The 20467-nt window shown below is 65.2% G+C and carries 26 protein-coding genes; 23 read left to right on the top strand and 3 right to left on the bottom strand.

The genetic code is table 11. The annotated features are described in order from the left end of the window. Positions 1 to 153 precede the first annotated feature (153 nt). Positions 154 to 450: a plasmid pRiA4b ORF-3 family protein gene (locus STE01S_RS05795; protein ID WP_218016971.1), complete on the bottom strand. Its 297-nt coding sequence runs from the start codon at positions 448 to 450 to the stop codon at positions 154 to 156. A 256-nt stretch (positions 451 to 706) separates the two neighbouring features. On the opposite strand from STE01S_RS05795, the gene STE01S_RS20290 reads away from it, so the two are divergent. From STE01S_RS20290 to STE01S_RS05705, 20 genes are all read left to right on the top strand, one after another. Continuing rightward, the gene (locus STE01S_RS20290; protein ID WP_011579877.1) at positions 707 to 871 is read left to right on the top strand and encodes a hypothetical protein; all 165 of its coding nucleotides are present in this window, start codon (positions 707 to 709) and stop codon (positions 869 to 871) included. Between the two features lie 140 nt (positions 872 to 1011). Next, entirely contained in the window at positions 1012 to 1452 is a 441-nt protein-coding gene (locus STE01S_RS05790; RefSeq protein ID WP_062765799.1) for a hypothetical protein, read from the top strand. A gap of 609 nt (positions 1453 to 2061) precedes the next feature. Beyond that, positions 2062 to 2388 (top strand): DUF736 domain-containing protein, encoded by a 327-nt coding sequence (locus STE01S_RS05785; protein ID WP_062765796.1) that lies wholly within the window; start codon positions 2062 to 2064, stop codon positions 2386 to 2388. Positions 2389 to 2576: 188 nt separating this feature from the next. Beyond that, on the top strand, positions 2577 to 2840 hold the full coding sequence (locus STE01S_RS05780; RefSeq protein WP_062765793.1) for a helix-turn-helix domain-containing protein: 264 nt from the start codon (positions 2577 to 2579) through the stop codon (positions 2838 to 2840). A gap of 120 nt (positions 2841 to 2960) precedes the next feature. Further along, positions 2961 to 3227 carry a DNA -binding domain-containing protein gene (locus STE01S_RS05775; RefSeq protein ID WP_062765790.1) on the top strand — a complete coding sequence of 89 codons (267 nt, stop codon included), beginning with the start codon at positions 2961 to 2963 and terminating at the stop codon, positions 3225 to 3227. A 115-nt stretch (positions 3228 to 3342) separates the two neighbouring features. Then, positions 3343 to 3666 (top strand): transcriptional regulator domain-containing protein, encoded by a 324-nt coding sequence (locus STE01S_RS20285; RefSeq protein WP_162928203.1) that lies wholly within the window; start codon positions 3343 to 3345, stop codon positions 3664 to 3666. Then, on the top strand, positions 3614 to 4117 hold the full coding sequence (locus tag STE01S_RS20745; protein ID WP_255265890.1) for a DUF2285 domain-containing protein: 504 nt from the start codon (positions 3614 to 3616) through the stop codon (positions 4115 to 4117). Before STE01S_RS20285 ends, STE01S_RS20745 begins: the two co-directional genes overlap by 53 nt. Before the next feature lie 125 nt (positions 4118 to 4242). After that, positions 4243 to 4524: a helix-turn-helix transcriptional regulator gene (locus tag STE01S_RS05765; protein WP_062765788.1), complete on the top strand. Its 282-nt coding sequence runs from the start codon at positions 4243 to 4245 to the stop codon at positions 4522 to 4524. 37 nt (positions 4525 to 4561) lie between these two features. Next, a complete protein-coding gene (locus STE01S_RS05760) occupies positions 4562 to 5596 on the top strand; it encodes a replication initiator protein A (RefSeq protein WP_255265889.1) in 1035 nt (344 codons plus the stop codon). Further along, entirely contained in the window at positions 5593 to 6231 is a 639-nt protein-coding gene (gene parA, locus STE01S_RS05755) for a ParA family partition ATPase (RefSeq protein ID WP_062765783.1), read from the top strand. Before STE01S_RS05760 ends, parA begins: the two co-directional genes overlap by 4 nt. Next, a complete protein-coding gene (locus STE01S_RS05750; protein WP_062765781.1) occupies positions 6228 to 6467 on the top strand; it encodes a ribbon-helix-helix protein in 240 nt (79 codons plus the stop codon). Before parA ends, STE01S_RS05750 begins: the two co-directional genes overlap by 4 nt. Next, entirely contained in the window at positions 6464 to 6979 is a 516-nt protein-coding gene (locus STE01S_RS05745; protein ID WP_062765779.1) for a DUF2840 domain-containing protein, read from the top strand. The genes STE01S_RS05750 and STE01S_RS05745 overlap by 4 nt, the downstream gene beginning before the upstream one ends. Further along, the gene (locus STE01S_RS05740; RefSeq protein WP_062765776.1) at positions 6976 to 7521 is read left to right on the top strand and encodes a S26 family signal peptidase; all 546 of its coding nucleotides are present in this window, start codon (positions 6976 to 6978) and stop codon (positions 7519 to 7521) included. Before STE01S_RS05745 ends, STE01S_RS05740 begins: the two co-directional genes overlap by 4 nt. A 45-nt stretch (positions 7522 to 7566) precedes the next feature. Beyond that, positions 7567 to 7905, top strand: a complete 339-nt coding sequence (locus STE01S_RS05735) for a DUF736 domain-containing protein (RefSeq protein ID WP_062765773.1) — start codon at positions 7567 to 7569, stop codon at positions 7903 to 7905. Between the two features lie 3 nt (positions 7906 to 7908). Then, positions 7909 to 8673: a lytic transglycosylase domain-containing protein gene (locus STE01S_RS05730; protein ID WP_062765765.1), complete on the top strand. Its 765-nt coding sequence runs from the start codon at positions 7909 to 7911 to the stop codon at positions 8671 to 8673. Between the two features lie 247 nt (positions 8674 to 8920). Beyond that, positions 8921 to 10684, top strand: a complete 1764-nt coding sequence (locus STE01S_RS05725) for a relaxase/mobilization nuclease domain-containing protein (RefSeq protein ID WP_062765762.1) — start codon at positions 8921 to 8923, stop codon at positions 10682 to 10684. A 27-nt stretch (positions 10685 to 10711) separates the two neighbouring features. Beyond that, positions 10712 to 12700 (top strand): conjugal transfer protein TraG, encoded by a 1989-nt coding sequence (locus tag STE01S_RS05720; RefSeq protein ID WP_062765759.1) that lies wholly within the window; start codon positions 10712 to 10714, stop codon positions 12698 to 12700. Continuing rightward, positions 12681 to 13130, top strand: a complete 450-nt coding sequence (locus STE01S_RS05715; RefSeq protein WP_457920833.1) for a CopG family transcriptional regulator — start codon at positions 12681 to 12683, stop codon at positions 13128 to 13130. Before STE01S_RS05720 ends, STE01S_RS05715 begins: the two co-directional genes overlap by 20 nt. 172 nt (positions 13131 to 13302) lie before the next feature. Next, on the top strand, positions 13303 to 14508 hold the full coding sequence (locus STE01S_RS05710) for an AAA family ATPase (protein WP_062765754.1): 1206 nt from the start codon (positions 13303 to 13305) through the stop codon (positions 14506 to 14508). Further along, complete coding sequence (locus STE01S_RS05705; protein ID WP_062765751.1) at positions 14501 to 17008, top strand: S8 family serine peptidase; 2508 nt, start codon at positions 14501 to 14503, stop codon at positions 17006 to 17008. The genes STE01S_RS05710 and STE01S_RS05705 overlap by 8 nt, the downstream gene beginning before the upstream one ends. A 30-nt stretch (positions 17009 to 17038) precedes the next feature. Here the strand turns inward: STE01S_RS05705 and STE01S_RS05700 are convergent, their stop codons facing one another. Both STE01S_RS05700 and STE01S_RS05695 read right to left on the bottom strand, forming a co-directional pair. Then, positions 17039 to 18307 (bottom strand): type II toxin-antitoxin system HipA family toxin, encoded by a 1269-nt coding sequence (locus tag STE01S_RS05700; RefSeq protein ID WP_062765748.1) that lies wholly within the window; start codon positions 18305 to 18307, stop codon positions 17039 to 17041. Continuing rightward, a complete protein-coding gene (locus tag STE01S_RS05695) occupies positions 18304 to 18603 on the bottom strand; it encodes a helix-turn-helix transcriptional regulator (protein WP_291842751.1) in 300 nt (99 codons plus the stop codon). The genes STE01S_RS05700 and STE01S_RS05695 overlap by 4 nt, the downstream gene beginning before the upstream one ends. Positions 18604 to 18863: 260 nt before the next feature. Here STE01S_RS05695 and trbB point away from each other — a divergent pair, with 260 nt between their 5' ends. Genes trbB through STE01S_RS05680 form a run of 3 tightly spaced genes read left to right on the top strand, consistent with a single transcriptional unit; the run spans position 18864 to position 20463 of the window. Next, the gene (trbB, locus tag STE01S_RS05690; protein ID WP_062765741.1) at positions 18864 to 19853 is read left to right on the top strand and encodes a P-type conjugative transfer ATPase TrbB; all 990 of its coding nucleotides are present in this window, start codon (positions 18864 to 18866) and stop codon (positions 19851 to 19853) included. Further along, on the top strand, positions 19850 to 20182 hold the full coding sequence (locus STE01S_RS05685; protein ID WP_035599872.1) for a TrbC/VirB2 family type IV secretion system protein: 333 nt from the start codon (positions 19850 to 19852) through the stop codon (positions 20180 to 20182). The genes trbB and STE01S_RS05685 overlap by 4 nt, the downstream gene beginning before the upstream one ends. Further along, entirely contained in the window at positions 20182 to 20463 is a 282-nt protein-coding gene (locus STE01S_RS05680) for a VirB3 family type IV secretion system protein (RefSeq protein WP_062765738.1), read from the top strand. The genes STE01S_RS05685 and STE01S_RS05680 overlap by 1 nt, the downstream gene beginning before the upstream one ends. Positions 20464 to 20467: the final 4 nt, after the last annotated feature.

Genomic DNA, 20467 nt, shown 5'->3' with positions numbered 1-20467 from the left:
CAGTAATCTGTCCTCGGTCATCGGGAACTCCTCTTCGTCACGGTTGAAGTGTGCAAACTCCACCATAACGATGAACCCGGTGGCCACCAGCGACGCCGCATTCCGGGGTGGGGCATGCCCCACCCCGGAATACACCATCGCCTACACCGGAAATTACACCACGAGCGCGGACGCTAACTCCCCGCTGGAGCTTTCATAGGCAGCCGCCGCATCGCCAAAGCGCAGTCCGCCAATCTGAAACTCATGCAGGTGGTAATTCCACCAGTTAAACGCCGCTTGGATCGTCAGGTGCAATTGCTCCAGATTCCAGTCGATCGGTACGATCAGACGCCTCCAAGCAGGAGGGTCAATACCGTCGATTGACACACGAATCTGAACTGCGTTGAAGGGTGCAAACATATCGGCGGCAAGCCTTCGCATGATGACTGCGTCAAGTTCTGTCGTCAGCATGAAGCGCTACGTCAGCACCAGCATCGTGGTCCGGCCATCGGTGTAGCTCCTAATCTGAAACTTCGCGACCCCCGCTTCAAATGCGCTGATCCTTGGTCCAACCGGGGGCCTGATGCCATCAACCCGTGAAGGGTCGGCTACGCCTTGGCGTGCCGCCGCTTCGTCTTCGCCTACGCGGTGATTGCGGCCCTCGGCCGGACACATCGGGCGCCTGTCAGCGGGGGATGGTCCTCCGCTCGAAACAGGAGCCGGACCGATGTCCCTCGACGCCGCTTATGCCTTCGCAAACAGCCTCGCTGGCACCCTGATGGTCGCCATCATCATCTTCCGGGCGGGCGACGGCACGCTGTCTGTCACTCCCTGCAACGAGTTTGACGGCGATGCCGAGGTCGTGGCCGAGATCGATCCGTTCGACGTCTGACGTCTGGCGGAACAGCTTCGCGGGCGGAGATCGGTTCGATTTCCGCTCCCGAAGCACGTCGAATTTCGCTATACTCTGCAAAGCGCCTTGGTGGTGGTGGTTGGCGCACCCGTCAGACCTTTCTCACGGAGGCCACCACCATGATCGTCTTCGCCATTCTCGGTTCGCTCGTCGCCATCGGCGTGCTTTGCTGGCTGTTGTTCACGCTCGCCGTCTTTGCCCTTCCAGCTTTCATCGGCGTCAGCGCGGGCATCTGGGCGCATCAGACCGGCGCCGGCCTGCTCGGTGCCATCGTCATCGGCGCCGTTGGTGCCGTTATCGCACTCGGCGTCGGCCAGCTTCTGCTCGCCATCCTGCGGCCAGCCTGGCTGAAACTCCTCGTCGCATTGGCTTTCGTCGCGCCCGCAGCCATCGCGGGCTTTCACGCGACGCATGGCATCGTGAAACACACCATGCCGTCGGAAACCTGGCAGCTCGTGTTCTCGGTCATCGGGGCGATTGCCGTTGCGATCACGACCTTCATCCGCGTGACGTCACTCACCCCGCCAGGATCGACCAGCCGGGGCGTTGCCAATGCCTGAATGCCGAACTGACCGCAGAGCCGGACCAGAAAGCCGACGTGCACCACGCACCAACCATCGACCGACCTGATGTGGGATCGGGCGAAGGGCGCGCACGTCAGTGCGCAACCTGTCATGGCGCAGTGCTCGCTGATCGTCTGATCCCAGGCTGCTCATTCGCCGACTGACCAAACGCAGGCTGACGGGCGTCACCGGTCAGGCGCCCCTCATCAGCAGGACGAGACGTGTCAGCTCAGAGCTCGGAAACGCCGATCACGTGAACCGCGCGTGCCAATTCGGCCGATGCCTTGCGCCGCCACGTCATCCCCTCGGGATCTAGCCAGATCGAGCGCACCCGAGCGGCCTCTTCAATGGCCTGATCTGGCCGAAGACCGGCTCACGCCTCGCTCGCCTATGGCGCAACAGCGGCGTCACAACTTTCTTCCCCTGCCGGCTGCGCCGTCATTCCTCGCGGGACAAGAAAGTTCCTCCTTTGCTGTCAGGCCCCAAGCCTACCCCAGCGAGCTGGGGACCCCAGGCAGGGGTGCGCCGTCGATCGTCTCCGGCCCGTCGATCGCCATCGAGGCCGCAATGGTGCGGGCTCGAGACTTCAGATCGAGGAGAAATGACATGGCCACCATCGGCACCTTCAAGAAGACCGGCACGAACGAGTTCACCGGCGAGATCGTCACCCTGAGCGTTCAGGCCAAGAACGTCCGCATCGTCCCCGAGACCCGGGCCACCGGCGAGAACGCCCCCAGCCACCGCGTCCTGGTCGGTCGCGCCGAGATCGGCGCCGCCTGGTCCAAGCGCTCCAACGAGGGCCGCGACTATCTTGGTCTCAAGCTGGACGACCCGAGCTTCAACGCCCCGATCTACGCCAACCTGTTCAACGACGAGGACGGCGAAGCTTTCAGCCTCATCTGGTCCCGCCCCAGCCGCCGCAACGGCGACTGAGGCTCCGGCGACGCCCCGTCCGGTCGATCCGGACGGGCCTTCGTCAGCCAAAGCATCCGAATCAGGTTGCGGCCTGAACTACTCGAGCGACCGCAATAGACGCTCTTCAGTCTGGCCCGAGAAGCCAAGAGCGACTATTATAGTCGTAGTTCTGGCGTGCGCTGAGGTCCGAGTGGAGGTGATCATGCATGATCACCGCCCGACTGTCGCGGGCCGCACGCGCGCTGCTGGGTTGGACACAGGAGACGCTCGCTGACGAAGCCCGTGTATCACTGACCGCGCTCAAGCGCCTCGAGTCGGAGAGCGACTTGAAGGTCTACGAGAGCACGCGCGATCAGGTGCGCCGGGCATTCGAAGCGCATGGCATCGTCCTCTTGCAGTCTGACCAAGGTGAAGGGGTGATGCTCGTCCATGGCCGAAAAGCCGCCAGCGACATGCGGAAGAGAAGCTAGCGCCGTTCCACGACGGCCAACCCGCGTTGCGGGCCAGCAGCCATACCAGTTGCCGTCGAAGTCGGGCTTGGTTAACGCCATGTCGACACGCAGGGGCTCTGTGATTCCAGGTGGGGCGTCGTGACCAAGGCAGACTTCCTCGAACGACCGCCGGAGAGCGCGTCGATCACCGACTATGATCGGGCGCACATGACGCTCTACCTCCGTCTCCTTGATGCCGCGTCGGACGGCGCTGCTTGGCAAGAGGCCGTGTCGATCCTGTTCGGCATAGACCCGGCCGCCGAACCGGAGCGCGCCCGGCGCATCCATGACAGCCATCTCGATCGTGCCAAATGGATGACCCTGCACGGCTACCGCGAGCTCGCACAAGAGCACCCGCGTCACTGATGCGGGGGTGATGCCGCAGCGGCATCGCCCGTTTCCATTTCTCCGGCTTCCACTTGTGCTTGCGTGGCGGAATCCTGCGCATCGAAGCTGCTGCAGGTTTGCTGGCGGAGGATGCATGACCCCCGACATCTCGCACTGGCGATCGTCCGAGCGCTACGAATACGTCGAAAGCCTCGTCTCGCCCGAACTCGCCTGGGAATGGCTGCGCCGGAACGAAGACTATCAGCGCGACTTCGAGGCCGCTCAGCTGGAACCGAACGCCGACACCGCAGCAACCGAGGCGACGAGGTCTCGATGGGGGCTGCGATTTCCTGTTGTCGCCCGCCCTCGACGCCAAAGAGGCCGCGCCCATCTGGGCGCCCACCGTGAACACTGGTGTCGTACTATTGACCGCACCGCCCGCCATCCTGCCGAAGGACGACACGTCACAATCCATTGACGCGCAGGCGCCCGGCCAATCAGACGCGCAAGGCTCCCACTTCGTTCATACCCTCACGAATGGCGAACGGCTCCAGATCCTGCGCCTCGGCGGATTCGGCGCGGACGAAGGCGCGGCGGCCGTCATCCCGCTCGGCCCCGAAGGCTTCGATCGGCTCGAGGCCGTCGCCCGTCTCCTGAGTTCGCTTCATGGTCGCGCGATCCCTGCCGACACACGGCTCACGCGGCAGCAACGTCAACGTGCGCGACGGATGTTGCAGGCCGTGGACGGTCGTCTCAGCGGCGCCAGCTACCGCGAAATCGCCGTGACACTGTTCGGCACGCGCGACCTTGCCGATGAACCGTGGAAAACATCCTCGCGCCGGTTCGCGACCATGGACCTCGTGCGCGGCGGCCTCGCCATGATCGCCGGCGGCTATCGACGCCTGCTGAGCCATCGCCGTCGACGCTAGCACGCCTGGTGTGGGGATTTGCTCCCGCCAGCTTCCCACTCCCTCCGCAACTTCGCGGTCCGCCAGGGTAGCCGCCAACCGCCGCTGTCCCCCTGCGGCTCTCGCGCAAACTCGGAGGCCCGATCATGTCACCCAATGGCGCCGGCGTGCCGCAACGCTTTCTCCGTACGCCTGAAGCGGCGCGCTTCCTCGGTCTCTCGGATCGCACGCTCGAGAAACACCGGACCTACGGCACCGGTCCCGCCTATCGCAAGCTCGGCGGGCGCGTCGTCTACGCGCTCGAGGACCTGAAAGCGTGGGCTGACCTCGGGTTTGTCACCTCGACGTCCGATCCGCGCGGGAGCGTCCTTCCCGCCAAGCGCCATGCCGCCGTCACGCCTGCCTTCGGCGGCGGCCAGGCCCGCTGAGCCGTCCGGCATGTCCCCGCGGCAGCGCCCCCTCTCCTTGAGCGAACGATCGCGGCTCGACCCGTTCATCGTCGCCACCGGCGACGCCAGTCCGCGCGACCAGCGCGATCTGATGGAGCGGCCCTTCTTCTCGCTCGCCAAGGCCAAGCGCACCTCACCGATCCACTACGAAGCCGGCGACGTCCGCGTCGAAGTCTTCGCGGTCCCGGAGCATGGCATGGCGACCATCTGGGACGCCGACATCCTGATCTGGGCCGCGAGCCAGATTGTCGAAGCCGCGAACCTAGGCTTTCAAACGTCACGCTTCCTGCGCTTCACGCCATATCAACTCCTGACTGCCATCGGGCGCCAGACCGGATCGCGCGACTATCGGCTCCTCAAGGGCGCTCTGGCGCGCCTTCAGTCGACGGTCATCCGCACCACGATCCGCAACGGCGAGCATTGGCGGCGTCAGCAATTCTCCTGGATAAACGAGTGGGGGGAATGCACGACGCGCGACGGCCGCGTGGAGGGCATGGAGTTCGTCCTGCCCGACTGGCTCTATCGCGGTGTCATTGACCGCTCGCTCGTCCTCGCCATCGATCCCGCCTATTTCCGACTGACCGGCGGCATCGAGCGCTGGCTCTATCGGGTCGCCCGCAAGCATGCCGGCCGTCAGCCCGCGGGCTGGACCTTCGAAATCGCGCACTTGCACGCCAAATCGGGCAGCCAGGCGCGTGTTTCCGACTTCGCCATCGACATCCGCCGCATCGTCGCCCGCCAGCCGCTGCCCGGCTATCGCTTGGCTCTGGAGCGCGCCGGTCGTCAGGAACGCCTGCACATCCGCCCCATCAACTTGTCCACAGGCCCTGTGGATGGCGTTGTGGATGCGATCGGGACTTCGGGCGCAAACGGTATCGGGATTTCGGGCGTTGCCGCCTCGGGACTTCGGGCGCGGAAATCGCAACTAACCCTCTGGCCTGAAACGGCGATTCCGAGCCTTAACTTAGAGTCTAACAACGAATCTAACTTCTTGTTGGAGCGGGGCAACGGTGGAAAACCACCCCGCGGCCGACGGAGCGCACGGTCATGATCGTCGCGTTGCTCAACCAGAAGGGCGGCGTTGGCAAGACGACGCTCGCCCTTCATCTCGCCGGCGAATGGGCCAGCCGCGATCAACGCGTCATGCTCATCGACGCCGATCCGCAGGGTTCTTCACTCGACTGGTCCGAAGCCCGCGCCCGTGAAGGCCTGCCTCGCCGGTTCGCCGTCATCGGACTGGCGCGCGACACCTTGCACCGCGAAGCGCCCGAACTGGCGCGCGGCGCCGATCATGTGGTGATCGATGGGCCGCCGCGCGTCGCCGGCCTCATGCGCTCGGCCCTGCTTGCCGCCGATCTCGTCCTCATCCCGGTTCAGCCGTCGCCCTTCGACGGATGGGCGTCAGCCGAGATGCTGGCACTGCTCCGCGAGGCACGCCTGTTCCGCCCGTCGCTTGTCGCCCGGTTCGTGCTCAACCGCTGTGGCGCGCGCACCATCATCGCACGCGAGACCGCGAAGGCACTCGCCGAACACGATCCGCCGGTGCTGGCGAGCGCGATAGGCCAACGCGTCGGCTTCGCGGATGCCGCGCAATCCGGCCGCCTGATCTCGGAGCTCGATGGCCAGCGTGCCGGCACGCGCGAGATCGCAGCGCTTTGCGCCGAAGTTGGAAGGCTCGCACCATGACCAGGCGCAGCTTCGCCGCGCGGCCCGGCGACCCGGACACTTGGATCAAGACCGCCGACGATCCGCGCGGCCGCAGGGCTGACGCCATCGCCTACACCGCGCGCCTCACGATCGACGTCACGCCGGACCTGCGCGGCCGGATCAAGGTCACCGCGTTCCAGCGCGGCCAAACCGTCGCCGACATGCTGCGCGAGCTCCTCGCGGGCGCGTTTCCTGCCGAGGGGGACGCGCCATGAGCGCACCCTCACTTCATGGCGCAGCGGGCGTTCGGCCGTCATCACCTCCCGGTCGGCTCACCGAGGTCGAACTGGTTTGGCGCGAGAAGCAGATCGAGCACTGGATCCGCTTCGGCCATGCGGTCCACGAACAGATCCTCGACCGACGGCGCCGCGTCCTCAGCTTCCCCGCCGGGGCTGTCTTCGCCTTCGTCCGCTGGGCATCAAATGGCTTTGGCACCGTCGTCTCGCGCATCGACATCCTGCGCGCCGTCAGCGTGAGCGAAGGCTATCAGACGCTACCCTCGGTGCGACCCGGTGGTGAAATCCTGCTGCAAACAAGCGGCTGGCCGAGCGTCGAACGCGTGCTGCTTCTGATCGACGCGATCGAAGCGCTCGACATCGACCCCGCCGAAGCTGCCCCCGACTACTGGCGCCATGTCCACAACCGGCTCGCCGCCGGCGACGCCCCGCGATCCTACTGCCGACAGCAGCACCGCGCCTGGCGCTTGCGACAGAGGGCCGAGCCATGACGCGCGCCGGCTACCTGCTGACGGCCACGGGCGCCGCGCTCCTGCTGATCACGCTGGCCATGGTGCACGTTGCACCGCGGCTCGTCTGGAACGCATCGGCCAGCGTCCCGGTCGGTCTCTACGAGATCGGCCCGGCGACACCGCTCGAGGTCACCGACCTTGTCGCGGTCAATGCGCCGGAGCCGCTTACCGCATTCCTCGCGGACCGGGGTTATCTGCCACGCGGCGTGCCGCTCTTGAAACGCGTTGCCGCACTTCCCGGGCAAACGGTCTGCCGTTCGGGTGGCGACATTACCGTCGACGGAATCACAGTCGGCAATGCGCTCGACCGCGACCGTCTGGGGCGCACGCTGCCCATCTGGCAGGGCTGCCACAGGCTCGGCGCGAGCGAACTCTTCCTCATGAACATCGGCGTCCGGGACAGCCTGGACGGCCGCTACTTCGGGCCTCTCGCCTTCACCACCGTGATCGGCCGGGCCACGCCTCTGTACACCGACGAAGACGGCGAAGGTCGCTTCGTTTGGCGCGCGCCGACGCGGTGACGGCGCAGCCATGACCCGTTCCACCGCATCGCCAAGGAGGTCGCCATGAGCCTGATCGGAGAATTCACCCGCACCAAGAGCGGCTATGGCGGCCGCATTCGCACGCTCGCCCTCGACGCCACTCTGGTGCTCGTGCCGGCGGAGCACTCCGACGCCGAGAACGCGCCCGACTATCGCGTTCACCTCGGCGACGACGCCGATGGGCCGGAAGTGGGCGCGGGATGGAAGCGCACCGGCGAGAAGGCCGGCGAGTATGTGTCGTTGCAGTTCGACGATCCGACCTTCGCGCAGCCAATCCGAGCCAACCTGTTCCAGTCGGCCGACAACAAATCAGCATGGGGTCTCTACTGGAACAGGCCGACCAAGCGCAGCGAGCGGGACTGATCGATGCGCGTCTCCCGTCGCCAGCCCGCTGCCGGACCGAAAGTGGCCGCCCGCCGACTGCCCTTCCTTCTCCTTTCCGGCCTGGCCTTTGCCGGCGCGATGCCCGCGCCGTCTCTGGCGCAGACCTCGGTCATCGAGCGACCCGCGGCAGGCTCGCCACACACACAAGCGGTCGCCGAGGCAGCGCAGCGGTTCGGCATTCCCGAGCGCTGGATCTGGGCAGTCATGCGCGTCGAGAGCGGCGGTCGTGTCCGCGCGGTTTCGCCCAAGGGCGCGATGGGACTCATGCAGATCATGCCCGCGACCTGGGCGGACCTGCGGGCGCGCCACGGTCTGGGGGCCGATCCCTTTGACCCGCGCGACAACATCCTCGCTGGTTCAGCCTATCTGCGCGAAATGCACGACCGCTACGGCGCGCCGGGCTTCCTCGCGGCCTACAATGCCGGCCCCGGGCGCTACGATGACTATCTCTCGGCTGGCCGCGCGCTGCCCGCCGAGACCATCGCCTACGTGGCCGCGATCGCGCCGTTGGTCGGCAGTGAGCCGCTCGCTGCCGGCGTCGCGGTCGAGACCGCCGACCCGCTCGCGTGGACTCGGTCTCCGTTGTTCGTCGCGCGCTCCAACGGCAGCGTTGCAGCAGAACGATCGCAGCCCGATCGTCAAAGGAACGGCAGCCGAACCGCAGATCCGCAGCAACCCCCAATCGCCGGTTCGACGCAGACGGCAGGCATCTTCGTGACCCGCGCCGATGATAGGGGGCGCCCATGACAAGAAACGCACTCCGGCGCGGTGTAGCGAGTTCCCGGAAAGAGGCGGCAGGGGGTGGTTGGGGCGAAACAGACACGACCAACAGACGGCGAGATAAAAGCGGCTCGCCACTCGCGCACAAGCCATTGCTTTCGCATGGCTTTTCACGTGCCGGTCGGTCGGGGACAGTGCCGCTTCCGGCTATTTTCCACGCTATTTCAAGGACATTGCCGGCACTGTCCGGCGTTTTGCCTGCCGGAGGCCGGCGATGAGCGAGGGCGACAGCGACTTCCGGGTCCGGCCAGGCCGCATCGGTTCGACGCGGGCGCCGAAACCCAAGAGCTTCATCAACCAGGTCCTGCGCGCCGCCAAGCGCTCGGGGCATGTCGGCACTGGCGGCGGTCAGGGCCGCAGGGCATCCGGCTATGGCCGTTCGAGCTTCGGGCGCGGACGGATCGCGTTCAGCCGCGCGCGGCTTTTCAGCTCGTCGCGCCGCGTCGTCGTCAAGGCGCGGATCGCCCGCCACCAGGGCCGGGCCTTCCGGTCTGCGCCGCTCAATGCCCACCTCTCTTATCTCAAGCGCGACGGCGTCACGCGCGACGGTGAAAAGGCCGTGATGTTCGATGCCGACAGCGACCGCGCCGATGACGCTGGTTTCGCCGCGCGCTCGAAGGACGACCGGCACCATTTCCGCTTCATCATCTCGCCCGAGGACGCCGGCGAGATGACGGACCTGCGCGCCTTCACGCGCGACCTCGCGCGTCAGATGGAAGCCGACCTCGGGACCCGGCTCGATTGGGCCGCGGTCGATCACTGGAACACCGACAATCCCCACGTCCACCTGCTGGTGCGAGGCGTTGACGCCCAGGGCGCCGACCTCGTCATCTCACGCGACTACATCAGCCGCGGCTTGCGATCCCGGGCCGAGGATCTCGTGTCGATCGAACTCGGCCCGAAGCCGGAGCACGAAATCAAAACGGCGCTCGAGCGCGAAATCACGGCCGAGCGCTGGACTCGTCTCGATGTCGAGGTTCGCATAGCCGCCGACGAGACGGGCTTCATCGATCTTCGTCCCGAGCAATCCGGTGCTGCTGATCCCCAGACCCGGCGGCTCATGATCGGCCGACTCCAGTACCTGGAGAAGATGGGCCTTGCGTCATCCGCCAGCCCCGGCGAGTGGATGGTCGGCCTCGACGCCGAACGCCACCTGCGCGACCTCGGGCTTCGCGGGGACATCATCAAGACCATGCACCGCGCCTTCGCCGAGCGTGGTGAGGATCGCGCTGTCGCCGACTATGTCATCGAAGGCGGCAGCGGACAGGCGCCGATCATCGGGCGGCTGGTCGATCGCGGCCTGCACGACGAGTTGACGGGCGAAGCCTATGCGGTGATCGATGGCACCGATGGCCGGGCCCACCATGTCCGGTTCCGCGGTGTCGAGGCCTTCGAGCATGCGCCTGCGATCGGCGGCATCGTGGAGGTTCGGCGCTTTGGCCGAGCCGATGAGCCGCGCCCGACGCTTGTTCTCGCGAGCCGGTCAGACCTCGAACTCGGCCAGCAGATCAAGGCGCCGGGGGCCACCTGGCTGGACCATCGGCTTGTGGAGGCGGACCCCATGCCGCTGTCGATGGGAGGCTTCGGGCGAGAGGTGCGCGAAGCCCTGCAGGCACGGGCCGAGCATCTCGCCGACCAAGGCCTCGGTCGACGCCAAGGCCAGCGGATCATCCTGCAACGCGACCTCCTCGCCACGCTGCGGCGGCGCGAACTGGATGCGGTCGGGGCGCGCCTCTCCGCCGAGACCGGTCTGGCGCACATGAAGCCGACCGCCGGTGATCAGGTCGCGGGCATCTATCGCCAGCGTCTCGACCTCTCCTCCGGCCGGTTCGCGATGATCGACAACGGCCTCGGCTTCCAGCTTGTACCCTGGTCCCGCGAGATCGAACGCAAGCTCGGCCAGCATGTCGCTGGCGCCGTGAAGGATGGCGGCGGCATCGAATGGGGCCTCGGCCGCAAGCGCGGGCTCGCCCTCTAGCCAGCAAGGAAGAAAGCACCGCCACCGATGTCCGCGACGAAAATCCTCTGGGGCCAAATCACCACAGTGTTCCTCATCGTGCTGCTCACGACCTGGGGCGCGACCCAATGGACCGCCTGGCGGCTCGGCTTTCAGGCGCAGCTCGGCACGCCGTGGTTCGAGCTGGCGGGTTGGCCGGTCTACTATCCACCCGCCTTCTTCTGGTGGTGGTACTTCTACGACGCCTATGCCCCGCCGATCTTTGTTGAAGGTGCCATCATCGCCGCCTCAGGCGGCTTCATCTCCATCGCCGTCGCCATAGCGATGTCGGTATGGCGTGCCCGTGAGGCGAAGAATGTGGAGACCTATGGCTCGGCCCGCTGGGCTGAACTCCGGGAGGTGAAGGCAGCGGGCCTGCTCGGACCCGATGGCGTCGTCCTGGGAAAGCTCGGCGACGACTATCTCCGGCACGATGGACCGGAGCATGTCTTGTGCTTCGCACCGACCCGATCGGGTAAGGGTGTCGGCCTCGTCGTTCCCACGCTCCTCACCTGGCCGGGCTCCGCCATCGTCCACGACATCAAGGGCGAGAACTGGCAGCTGACCGCCGGCTTCCGCGCGAGGCACGGCCGCGTCCTGCTGTTCGATCCCACCAACGCCAAGTCGGCCGCCTACAACCCGCTCCTGGAAGTGCGGCGCGGCGAGTGGGAAGTCCGCGACGTGCAGAATGTCGCCGACGTTCTCGTCGACCCCGAGGGCTCGCTCGACAAGCGCAATCACTGGGAGAAGACGAGCCATTCTTTGCTCGTCGGCGCCATCCTGCATGTGCTGTACGCGGAAGAGGAGAAGACGCTCGCCGGTGTCGCCGCCTTCCTGTCGGATCCGCGCCGTCCGATCGAGGCGACGCTGAAGGCCATGATGACGACGCCGCATCTCGGCCCTGGCGGCCCTCATCCCGTGGTGGCGTCGACGGCGCGCGAACTCCTCAACAAGAGCGACAACGAGCGCTCAGGCGTCCTGTCCACCGCCATGTCCTTCTTGGGCCTCTATCGCGACCCGGTGGTGGCGGAAGTGACGCGCCGCTGCGACTGGCGGATCGCCGACCTCATCGCCGATGAGAAGCCAGCAACGCTCTACCTCGTGGTTCCGCCATCCGACATCTCCCGGACGAAGCCGTTGATCCGGCTCGTGCTCAACCAGATCGGCCGACGCCTGACCGAGGATCTGCATGCGCGAGACCGGCGGCATCGCGTGCTGATGATGCTCGACGAGTTCCCGGCGCTCGGCCGCCTCGACTTCTTCGAGTCCGCGCTCGCCTTCATGGCGGGTTACGGCCTGAAGTCATTCCTCATCGCCCAGTCATTGAACCAGATCGAAAAGGCCTATGGCCCGAACAACGCGATCCTCGACAACTGCCATGTGCGCGTGAGCTTCGCCACCAATGACGAACGCACCGCCAAGCGTGTGAGCGACGCGCTCGGCACGGCGACCGAGATGAAGGCGATGCGGAACTATGCCGGGCATCGGCTCAGCCCGTGGCTCGGTCATCTGATGGTCTCGCGCTCAGAGACGGCGCGGCCGCTCCTCACACCCGGCGAGGTGATGCAGCTGCCGGCCACAGACGAGATCGTCATGGCCGCCGGTGTCCATCCCATCCGAGCCAAGAAGGCCCGTTACTTCGAGGATCGCCGCTTCAAGGAGCGCATCCTGCCATCGCCCGACCCGGCGAAATGCGGGCGTTCGGCCCGAAAGGACGCATGGTCCGAGTTGAAGCCGCAGCGGCCCGACGCAGTGCTCGCGGCTGAGCTCGACAAGGCGGAGGACGCTGCCAATGGCGGGCTGCGGCGCGAGCCGGAGCTGCCCGACCATGTCGCGATCGCCAAGGAAACAACCGGACCTGCCGCGGCCGACGAGTTTTCCATCATGCTGGACGATGAGCCGGAAGACGCGGCGCGGCAGCGTCAGGCGCTGCGCCAGCAGATGCGCGGCGTGGCGAGACAGGTCGCGCTCGATCCCAATGACGGCATCGATCTGTGAGGCAACCATGCGCGACCGGATGAACGTTTATTTCCCGCCCGAGATGCTCCGCCAGATCGCCGATCTCGCCGACCGTAAGAAGCTCTCCCGCTCCGCGATCGTCGAAGCGGCGGTTGCGTCATTCCTGTCACCTGATGGCGCGGACAAGCGCGAGGCCGCGTTCGCGCGCCGCCTCGATCGCCTGTCGCGCCAGGTGCAGCGCTTGGAGCGCGACCTCGGCGTCACCGCAGAGACACTGGCCCTCTTCGTCCGGTTCTGGCTGACGATCACGCCGCCCTTGCCGAACGATGCTCAACCATCAGCACAGGCCAAAGGGCGGGAACGCTACGAGGGATTCATCGAGACGCTAGGGCGGCGCCTGCAGAAGGGGCAGAGTTTCCTTCGGGAGATCCCACAAGACGTGGCCGGTGCAAATGATCCCGATCATTGAAGAGGAAATTCCACACTCAGCCGCCGCGAGAGGCCGAGATAGACGCAACGTCGCGGCCTTTCAATGCAACAAATAGCGCGCTGGACGCATCAAACGCGCTTGACGCGCACCAGAAAAGGGCCTACACGCATCATCTTAGCGAGACAGCGCATCGCGCCGCCAGGAATCACCAATGGACCACTTCTCGATCATTCAGGCCCTATGTCGCGCGGCAATGGCCGACGCTTCACCCGCCCTACGTAAGCAGATCGAGCGACTTCGCGACGCTTTGGCTAAGGATGGGGAGGCGAAGCAGTCCGCTGCTCTGACCAGCATCCTCACGACCGCTGATCGGACGAAGGAGCTTTCGCCAAGCCGGATCGAGCGCTCCAAGGCACAGATCTCGGGTGAGCCGCTGACGCGGAACACGCCTGTTCCGGTCGACCGTGAAACAGCCGCACCGTTGGCGGAGATTATCTTCCCGGCGGACATTCAACCGACCGCGCCGCTCTTCAACTCGACCGTCAGTCGTGCCATCGAGACAGTTATCGAAGAATGGGCCAACTTCGACGCACTATCAGAGATCGACATTCGGCCGTCCAAAACCTGCCTTGTTTACGGAGCTCCAGGGACTGGAAAGACAAGGCTGGCGCTTTGGATCGCGCAACAGCTCGATCTCCCCGTCGTGCTGGTGAAGCTGGACGGGCTCGTTTCGTCGTTCCTCGGCACGACCGCGCGCAATATCGGAAACTTGTTCGCATTCGCGAACCGTCACCGCTGCATCCTTCTACTCGACGAATTCGACGCGATCGCGAAAGTTCGTGACGATCCCCAGGAGGTTGGCGAGATCAAGCGCGTCGTAAACGCACTTCTGCAGAATCTCGATACGCGCCGCGATGTCGGCTTCACGATTGGCATCACCAATCACCCGAAACTCTTGGACACCGCCGTCTGGCGGCGTTTCGAGGTTCAGCTTGAGATTCCCAAGCCGGACTTCGAAATGCGAAAGGCAATCGCCGCGCATTTCATGCCACCAGTAAAGGCCCCGGACATCCACTTGCGCCTAATCGCATGGTTTACCGAAGGTTCGACTGGCGCTGAGATCGAGTCTCTCGTGCGCACATATAAGAAGGCCACCACCGTTCGTGAGGAGGACAAGCGCGGGCTACTCGATACGCTTCGCCAATTCGCCACGTTGAACGCGGCTCGGGTCCAAAGCGAACGCCGCGCGTTGCTATTCGACGACTCCAGCAATCTGTTTCGGGCGATGCGGGATGATCCGATCCTCGGCTTCTCAATGGCCGACATCGGTGAGATTGCCGGCAAGGACAAATCGACGGTCAGTCGTCAGCTCGGCCGCGCGGCCAAGTCTGGCGAGGCGGAGACGCTAAATGGCTAGTCCCATCCAGATCGTCCTCAATCCTGAAAACTATGAGGAAGCGCGTGACGCTGGTGGTGGAGGCGGTCGGAAGGACTTCTTCGCCCACCGCGATGCGGAATTCACCGCCCATCGCACCGCGCTGATGGGCCAAATCGACACTATTGCTGGCGTTCTCAGCGCGCAAGCACAGGGCGATATCGGCTTCGTGAAGGTTATTCTTCGTCGTGAGGCTTGGGCTAAAAGCCATCGCCCGATCGCCAGCCTGTTTCGGCACGATCGCACCCCTATAGTTGGCGGGGGAGATCTCGGAGTTATGCTCGTCGAAGCCCGGCCTGGCACGCTGCGCCAGGTGGCAGCAGAGATTGCCAAGGCCGAAACCCACACCGAAATGCGCTTCAACGAGCAAAAGCAGAAGGACGAACCTTATCCGTCTGCCCGAAAGAGCGAGGTCGGTGCCATCGACCGGATCGAACTCTACGGGCCAAGTGATCGGCGCAGCTTCTCGGTCGATGAGGCTGTAGCGTGGCTCTCCAATCCGATGACGGGCAGCAGCTATCAAGTCGAGCTGTTTGACAGCCCGCCGCCGCGCTCGGAGTGGGACCGCCTCGACCCGAGCCATCGGCGCCTAGTCGAGAGCTTCGTTGCCGGCTTCGCCGCACTAGATCGCGGCCTCGCCGTCGAGCGTTTGCCGAACCGTCGCCACAAACAGCCGATCCTCTCTGTCCGACTGGATCAGTCCGGAGATCAGCCGGTTCTGCGGCTGAATGATGCCCCGGTCAGCGAACGGCGGCGCGAGCTTGCCGCATTCAATCCCGACGTGGGTCGACACCTCCGGCTGCTCGCCTTCCTTGACAGCCATCCGCTTGTGCGCCGGATCGAACTTCCTGGCATCGTCGTGCGGGCCGCAAGACCCAGCACGGCAGTCGCGCGCGCACGGCCTACCGATGTCACCATTCCCGTCCGAGACAGCCGCCGCAGTCATCCCCGGCTTGGGATCATCGACGGCGGAATCGGCGAAGCGCTGTCAGACTGGATCATCGACCGGTGGGACGTTCTCGCAGAGGAAGATACCGACCTTGCGCATGGGACGTTCATCGGCGGATTGGCCGCCCTGGGCGGCGCGCTAAACGGCGCGGAGATTTGCCCCGAGCCCGACGGCGCGGAGTTGGTCGACGTTGCAGTCTTCCCGAACGAACGCAAAGCCGGAGCCTTTGCGTCCTATTATCCCGATGGCTTGCCGCAATTCTTCGACGAAATGGAGACAGCCATTTCGGACGCTCGCGCTCGACATGGGGTGCGCGTGTTCAACATGAGCCTGAACATCCTTCAGCCTGCGGCGCCAGATCGTTACAGTCCCCACGCAGCGCGGCTTGATCAGATCGCTGAGAGCAACAACGCCATCGTTTTCATTTCAGCTGGCAACATACAACCGCAAGACCTGCGCCCTGAATGGCCTGCTGACGCCACGGCGGCGCTCGGCAACCTTGCCACCTCACGCAACGATGGTCTTCTTACGCCGGCCGAGAGCGCGCGCAACGTCGCTGTGGGAGCTCTCAACCCGCCAGGCCATGATGGATGCCTTCCGTTCGCTCCGACGCGCTACAGCCGACGTGGCCCCGGACTGCGCGCAGGTGTTAAGCCCGACTTGGCTCACATCGGAGGCGCAGGGTCCCAGCACCCTAAACTTGGCCACGGGCTCTTCTCGATCCTGCCCGACGGCACCATCGTCGATGGCTGCGGAACTAGCTATGCAGCGCCCCTTGCCGCGAAGACCGCCGCTGTCCTGGATCACGCTATTGAGGGCGAGGTCTCTCGTGAAACCCTGATCGGTCTGCTTGTTCACCATGCCGAAATGCCGACCCTTTTACAGGATAAGACGCTGGCGCCTATCGCCAAACATATGGTCGGATTCGGAATGCCGCCTTCTGCCGATCGCATCCTGGAAACGGGCGACCACACGATTACTCTCGTTTTCGCATCGCGCATCCAACGTGACCAACAGATCAACTTCCGTTTCCAATGGCCGGCGTCACTGGTCGGCCCCGAAGGCAAGTGCCGTGGTCGCGCAAAGATCACGCTCGTCTCCACCCCCCCGCTCGACGCCCGTTTTGGATCGGAGTTCGTCCGGGTCAACATCAACGCTGTCCTCCAGCAGGAACAAGCCAATGGCGGGTGGAAAGGACGGCTTGAACCACTTTATCTCCCGTCACGGCGGGAGGCTCCTCCGATTGAGGCGGAGCGCATCGAACATGACCTCAAATGGAGCCCGGTAAAGGTCTTGGCGAAAACCTTCCCTCAGGGCGTGGGTCCCTCGTCGAACTGGCGTCTCTTCGTTGAATACTTGACGCGCGCGGGCGAGGTCATGCCCGAAGAAGGCGTGCCCTTCACAGTGATCGTGACCATCAGTGATCCAGACGCCGAGCAACCGGTTTTCAACGATATGCGTCAAAATCTGCAGGCTCTTGGCATCCAGATCGCCGATATCCGTACCGCAGCGCGTATTACTCCCCGGGTTTAACCGACGATGGGCGGCTCTTTATCGACCGCGTTATCGCATGGCTCCCGCGATCGTCAAAGCGCAGCGATCGGCGCGGTCACGGATCATGTTGGCAAACTGCTCGATAGCCGTTCGGTCCAACTCAGGGCGCGCAAGTTCCTCTGCGACGGCGGTTGCTTTCTCCAGGACGCCTTTGCTGATCTCCGCGACCCGCCTGCGCATCAGCGGCAGGCCGATACCCACGTCCGCCGCGAACGCTGCCCACCCCTTCGCGTCCAGTTCGGCAAGTGTCGCCCGCTTCCCGATCTTCATGGCGAACTTCGGCGAGAGATCGGGATAGGCAACGGTCGCAAGCAAATCATACAGCGGGGCGAGGCGTGGGCCTTCGTCGCCGTAGAGGATCGAAAAATTCTTGCCGTGTGCGTCGGCGTTCCCGGCGATCACATTGAAAATCACTGCATCGAGAAGCTTCAGCACATCGACCGCGGGCCTTGCGGCGACGCGGCGGAGCAGCCCGAAGCAATCCTTGAAGGTCGGGCCGCCTTCGCTCGCGTATTTGGTCTCCGGTGGCACGCCGAGCGCCTGGCAGAAATCCTCCTGATGGATCCGGCGCACAAAGCCATCGTCGCCAATGGCGCGATCATAGCGCTGGACCAGCAGAAATGTTCGATCCTGAACGATGCGGGCTTCTACCGGCGCGACATCGAGACCGATTGCGGCAGCAAGGCGCATCACGAACGCCTCGTTCTCGGTCGTCGCCGCGAACCGCGATATCGGCGGTTTCAGAATATGCGTCGTGGGCTGGCCCGGCGCAGGCAACGCCACCGCGCCATCCACCAGAACCAGCGGCACCTTCGATTGGGCACCAGCGAGAGAGAGCCGCAAGCCTTCCTCGCCCGCGAGCAATGGGCGGACGGGCAGCGCGTCCAGCACCCGGATCAAGCCTGCATCGTCAAGCGGGGTTGGCCGTTGATCGGGGGCAGGAGCGGTCGGACCTTCGCCGGGCGGCAGAAGCTGGAGCGCGCCTGCCACATCGCCGCCGAGGCGATCAAGAAGGGCGAAATCATTGGCGCGCGACACGCCGAGTGCCTGAGCCGCGGCGTCGCGCTGGCTTTCCTCCGGCAAGAGACCGCCGAAAAACGGGCGGCACTCGCGGCGAGTGAACGGCTCCGCCCGCTTTGGCAGTGAGGCGGACAAGGGCTGCGCCGCCTCGTCGTCGAGCCAAGCCCGCGCATAGGCGAAGCCGAGTTCACCGTGCTTGTCCTGGGTCAACTGGCCCACCAGGCGCCTGTCCCACCAGATATCGAGGACGCGCGTCATGGCTGCTGAGGATCTTTTGGCCGCGCTCCTTTGGGGTCGGGCGGCGGTGTGATATCGAGCGAGCAGCCCAGCGCTGAAAGGACCTGAAGCGTCTTGCCGATCTGTGCGGTCGGCTTGCCCGCTTCGAGATCGACGATGAAGCGCAAGCCGACGCCAGCTGCGCCGGCAAGCTCGTCCTGCCGCAGGCCAGCGGCCTTTCGGGTGGTTCGCACAATGTCGCCGATCTCGGCGGTGGTGAGGTTGCGTCTGGCCATGATATTTACCGAACGGGAAAGTATCATGGATTTCGGAAGCATGTCTATAAGAATTTCCCGCTCGGGAAAGCTTGCGCCTCGGGGTAGCTCCTGGGTCTGAATTATTCCCGCTCGGGAAAACGCGCCGGTCGGGAGCCTCAGATGCTGCCGCGGCTCAACGCCGGACCGCCGATCACCTGTCTTTCTTCGCCACAGTACGACGACCCCCTGAGCGTTGTTGCAACGCCCCAATTCCTGCCTTTCTTACTCATCCCCGATCCAGGGCCGCGCATCGCGCGGGCCCGCAAGCGAACGGGGACGACGTGGCGGTCAACCATCAGCAATCGGAAGCAGCCTCACGCGGTGCACGCATGCTGCGCACCGCGCTGGGGCCTGCGGTCGCCCGATTCCTGGAAGACCCCGCGATCGTCGAGGTCATGCTCAACCCCGATGGGCGGCTCTGGGTCGACCGGCTCTCTGACGGCCTGTCCGATACGGGGGAACGACTTTCGGCAGCCGATGGCGAACGCATCATCCGCCTCGTCGCCCATCATGTCGGTGCCGAGGTGCATGACCGACGGCCGCGTGTCTCGGCCGAGCTTCCCGAAACCGGCGAGCGCTTCGAAGGCCTGCTGCCGCCGGTCGTGACGGCTCCGGTCTTTGCGATTCGCAAGCCTGCCGTCGCCGTCTTCACGCTCGACGACTATGTCGCCGCGGGCATCATGACGGCCGACCAGGCCGTCATCCTCCGGCAGGCGGTCGCAGCGCGCGCCAACGTCCTCGTTGCCGGCGGAACCAGCACCGGCAAGACCACGCTGACCAATGCCCTGCTGGCCGAGGTCGCGAAGACAACCGACCGCGTCATCGTCATCGAAGACACCCGCGAGCTGCAATGCCGGGCGCAGAACATCATCGCCATGCGCACCAAGGACGGCGTCGCGACCCTGTCCGACCTTGTGCGCTCCTCGCTGCGGCTGCGGCCGGATCGGATCCCGATCGGCGAGGTGCGTGGGGCTGAGGCGCTCGATCTCCTGAAGGCCTGGGGCACCGGCCATCCCGGCGGGATCGGCACGATCCACGCGGGCACCGCGCTCGGCGCGCTGCGCCGCCTCGAGCAGCTCATCCAGGAAGCTGTCGTCACCGTCCCCCGGGCGCTGATCGCCGAGACCATCGATCTGGTGGCTGTGCTCTCCGGTCGCGGCGCTGCGCGGCGTCTCACAGAACTCGCCCGCGTCGAAGGGATCGGGACGGACACCGACTACCGCCTTTCCCCCGCAACCCAGCCTCCCGACCCAAAAGGAGAACCCACATGATCCGACATATCGCGCGCGGCCATCAGCGCCTCGCAACCGCCGCCACGGCGCTGACCCTGAGCTTTCTTCTGGCGCCCGCCGCCCACGCATCCGGCTCCTCGATGCCATGGGAAGCGCCGCTGCAGTCCATCCTCCAGTCGATCGAGGGACCGGTCGCCAAGATCATCGCGGTGATCATCATCATCGTCACCGGCCTGACGCTGGCGTTCGGCGACACGAGCGGAGGATTTCGGCGTCTCATCCAGATCGTCTTCGGCCTGTCGATCGCCTTCGCGGCGTCCAGCTTCTTCCTGTCGTTCTTCTCGTTCGGCGGCGGGGCGCTCGTCTGATGGCGGGCCTCCTGCATCATCCCGATGAAGTCGCGGGCTTCTCGGTTCCGGTCCACCGCGCGCTGACCGAGCATATCCTGCTGGGCGGCGCACCGCGCAGCATCGCCATCATGAACGGGACACTCGCCGGCGCTGTCGGTCTCGGATTGCGGCTATGGCTGGTTGGTCTCCTCATCTGGGCGATCGGCCATTTCGCCGCCGTTTGGGCAGCAAAGCGCGATCCGCTCTTTGTCGAAGTGGGCCGCCGGCATCTGCGCATTCCGGGCCATCTCTCGGTCTGAGGCG

Origin of the sequence: Sphingopyxis terrae subsp. terrae NBRC 15098 (genome assembly GCF_001598815.1) — a bacterium.
In the GTDB taxonomy this organism is placed as follows: Bacteria; Pseudomonadota; Alphaproteobacteria; order Sphingomonadales; family Sphingomonadaceae; genus Sphingopyxis; species Sphingopyxis terrae.
The sequence above is the reverse complement of the archived record's forward strand: the minus strand, read 5'-3'. Positions and strand labels throughout refer to the sequence as shown.

What these genes read in the sequence shown, in the direction of transcription:
- STE01S_RS05795 (WP_218016971.1), bottom strand. Translation starts at nt 450, where the DNA reads ATGCTGACGACAGAACTTGACGCAGTCATCATGCGAAGGCTTGCCGCC.
- STE01S_RS20290 (WP_011579877.1), top strand. Translation starts at nt 707, where the DNA reads ATGTCCCTCGACGCCGCTTATGCCTTCGCAAACAGCCTCGCTGGCACC.
- STE01S_RS05790 (WP_062765799.1), top strand. Translation starts at nt 1,012, where the DNA reads ATGATCGTCTTCGCCATTCTCGGTTCGCTCGTCGCCATCGGCGTGCTT.
- STE01S_RS05785 (WP_062765796.1), top strand. Translation starts at nt 2,062, where the DNA reads ATGGCCACCATCGGCACCTTCAAGAAGACCGGCACGAACGAGTTCACC.
- STE01S_RS05780 (WP_062765793.1), top strand. Translation starts at nt 2,577, where the DNA reads ATGATCACCGCCCGACTGTCGCGGGCCGCACGCGCGCTGCTGGGTTGG.
- STE01S_RS20285 (WP_162928203.1), top strand. Translation starts at nt 3,343, where the DNA reads ATGACCCCCGACATCTCGCACTGGCGATCGTCCGAGCGCTACGAATAC.
- STE01S_RS05765 (WP_062765788.1), top strand. Translation starts at nt 4,243, where the DNA reads ATGTCACCCAATGGCGCCGGCGTGCCGCAACGCTTTCTCCGTACGCCT.
- parA (WP_062765783.1), top strand. Translation starts at nt 5,593, where the DNA reads ATGATCGTCGCGTTGCTCAACCAGAAGGGCGGCGTTGGCAAGACGACG.
- STE01S_RS05750 (WP_062765781.1), top strand. Translation starts at nt 6,228, where the DNA reads ATGACCAGGCGCAGCTTCGCCGCGCGGCCCGGCGACCCGGACACTTGG.
- STE01S_RS05745 (WP_062765779.1), top strand. Translation starts at nt 6,464, where the DNA reads ATGAGCGCACCCTCACTTCATGGCGCAGCGGGCGTTCGGCCGTCATCA.
- STE01S_RS05740 (WP_062765776.1), top strand. Translation starts at nt 6,976, where the DNA reads ATGACGCGCGCCGGCTACCTGCTGACGGCCACGGGCGCCGCGCTCCTG.
- STE01S_RS05735 (WP_062765773.1), top strand. Translation starts at nt 7,567, where the DNA reads ATGAGCCTGATCGGAGAATTCACCCGCACCAAGAGCGGCTATGGCGGC.
- STE01S_RS05730 (WP_062765765.1), top strand. Translation starts at nt 7,909, where the DNA reads ATGCGCGTCTCCCGTCGCCAGCCCGCTGCCGGACCGAAAGTGGCCGCC.
- STE01S_RS05725 (WP_062765762.1), top strand. Translation starts at nt 8,921, where the DNA reads ATGAGCGAGGGCGACAGCGACTTCCGGGTCCGGCCAGGCCGCATCGGT.
- STE01S_RS05720 (WP_062765759.1), top strand. Translation starts at nt 10,712, where the DNA reads ATGTCCGCGACGAAAATCCTCTGGGGCCAAATCACCACAGTGTTCCTC.
- STE01S_RS05715 (WP_457920833.1), top strand. Translation starts at nt 12,681, where the DNA reads ATGACGGCATCGATCTGTGAGGCAACCATGCGCGACCGGATGAACGTT.
- STE01S_RS05710 (WP_062765754.1), top strand. Translation starts at nt 13,303, where the DNA reads ATGGACCACTTCTCGATCATTCAGGCCCTATGTCGCGCGGCAATGGCC.
- STE01S_RS05705 (WP_062765751.1), top strand. Translation starts at nt 14,501, where the DNA reads ATGGCTAGTCCCATCCAGATCGTCCTCAATCCTGAAAACTATGAGGAA.
- STE01S_RS05700 (WP_062765748.1), bottom strand. Translation starts at nt 18,307, where the DNA reads ATGACGCGCGTCCTCGATATCTGGTGGGACAGGCGCCTGGTGGGCCAG.
- STE01S_RS05695 (WP_291842751.1), bottom strand. Translation starts at nt 18,603, where the DNA reads ATGCTTCCGAAATCCATGATACTTTCCCGTTCGGTAAATATCATGGCC.
- STE01S_RS05685 (WP_035599872.1), top strand. Translation starts at nt 19,850, where the DNA reads ATGATCCGACATATCGCGCGCGGCCATCAGCGCCTCGCAACCGCCGCC.
- STE01S_RS05680 (WP_062765738.1), top strand. Translation starts at nt 20,182, where the DNA reads ATGGCGGGCCTCCTGCATCATCCCGATGAAGTCGCGGGCTTCTCGGTT.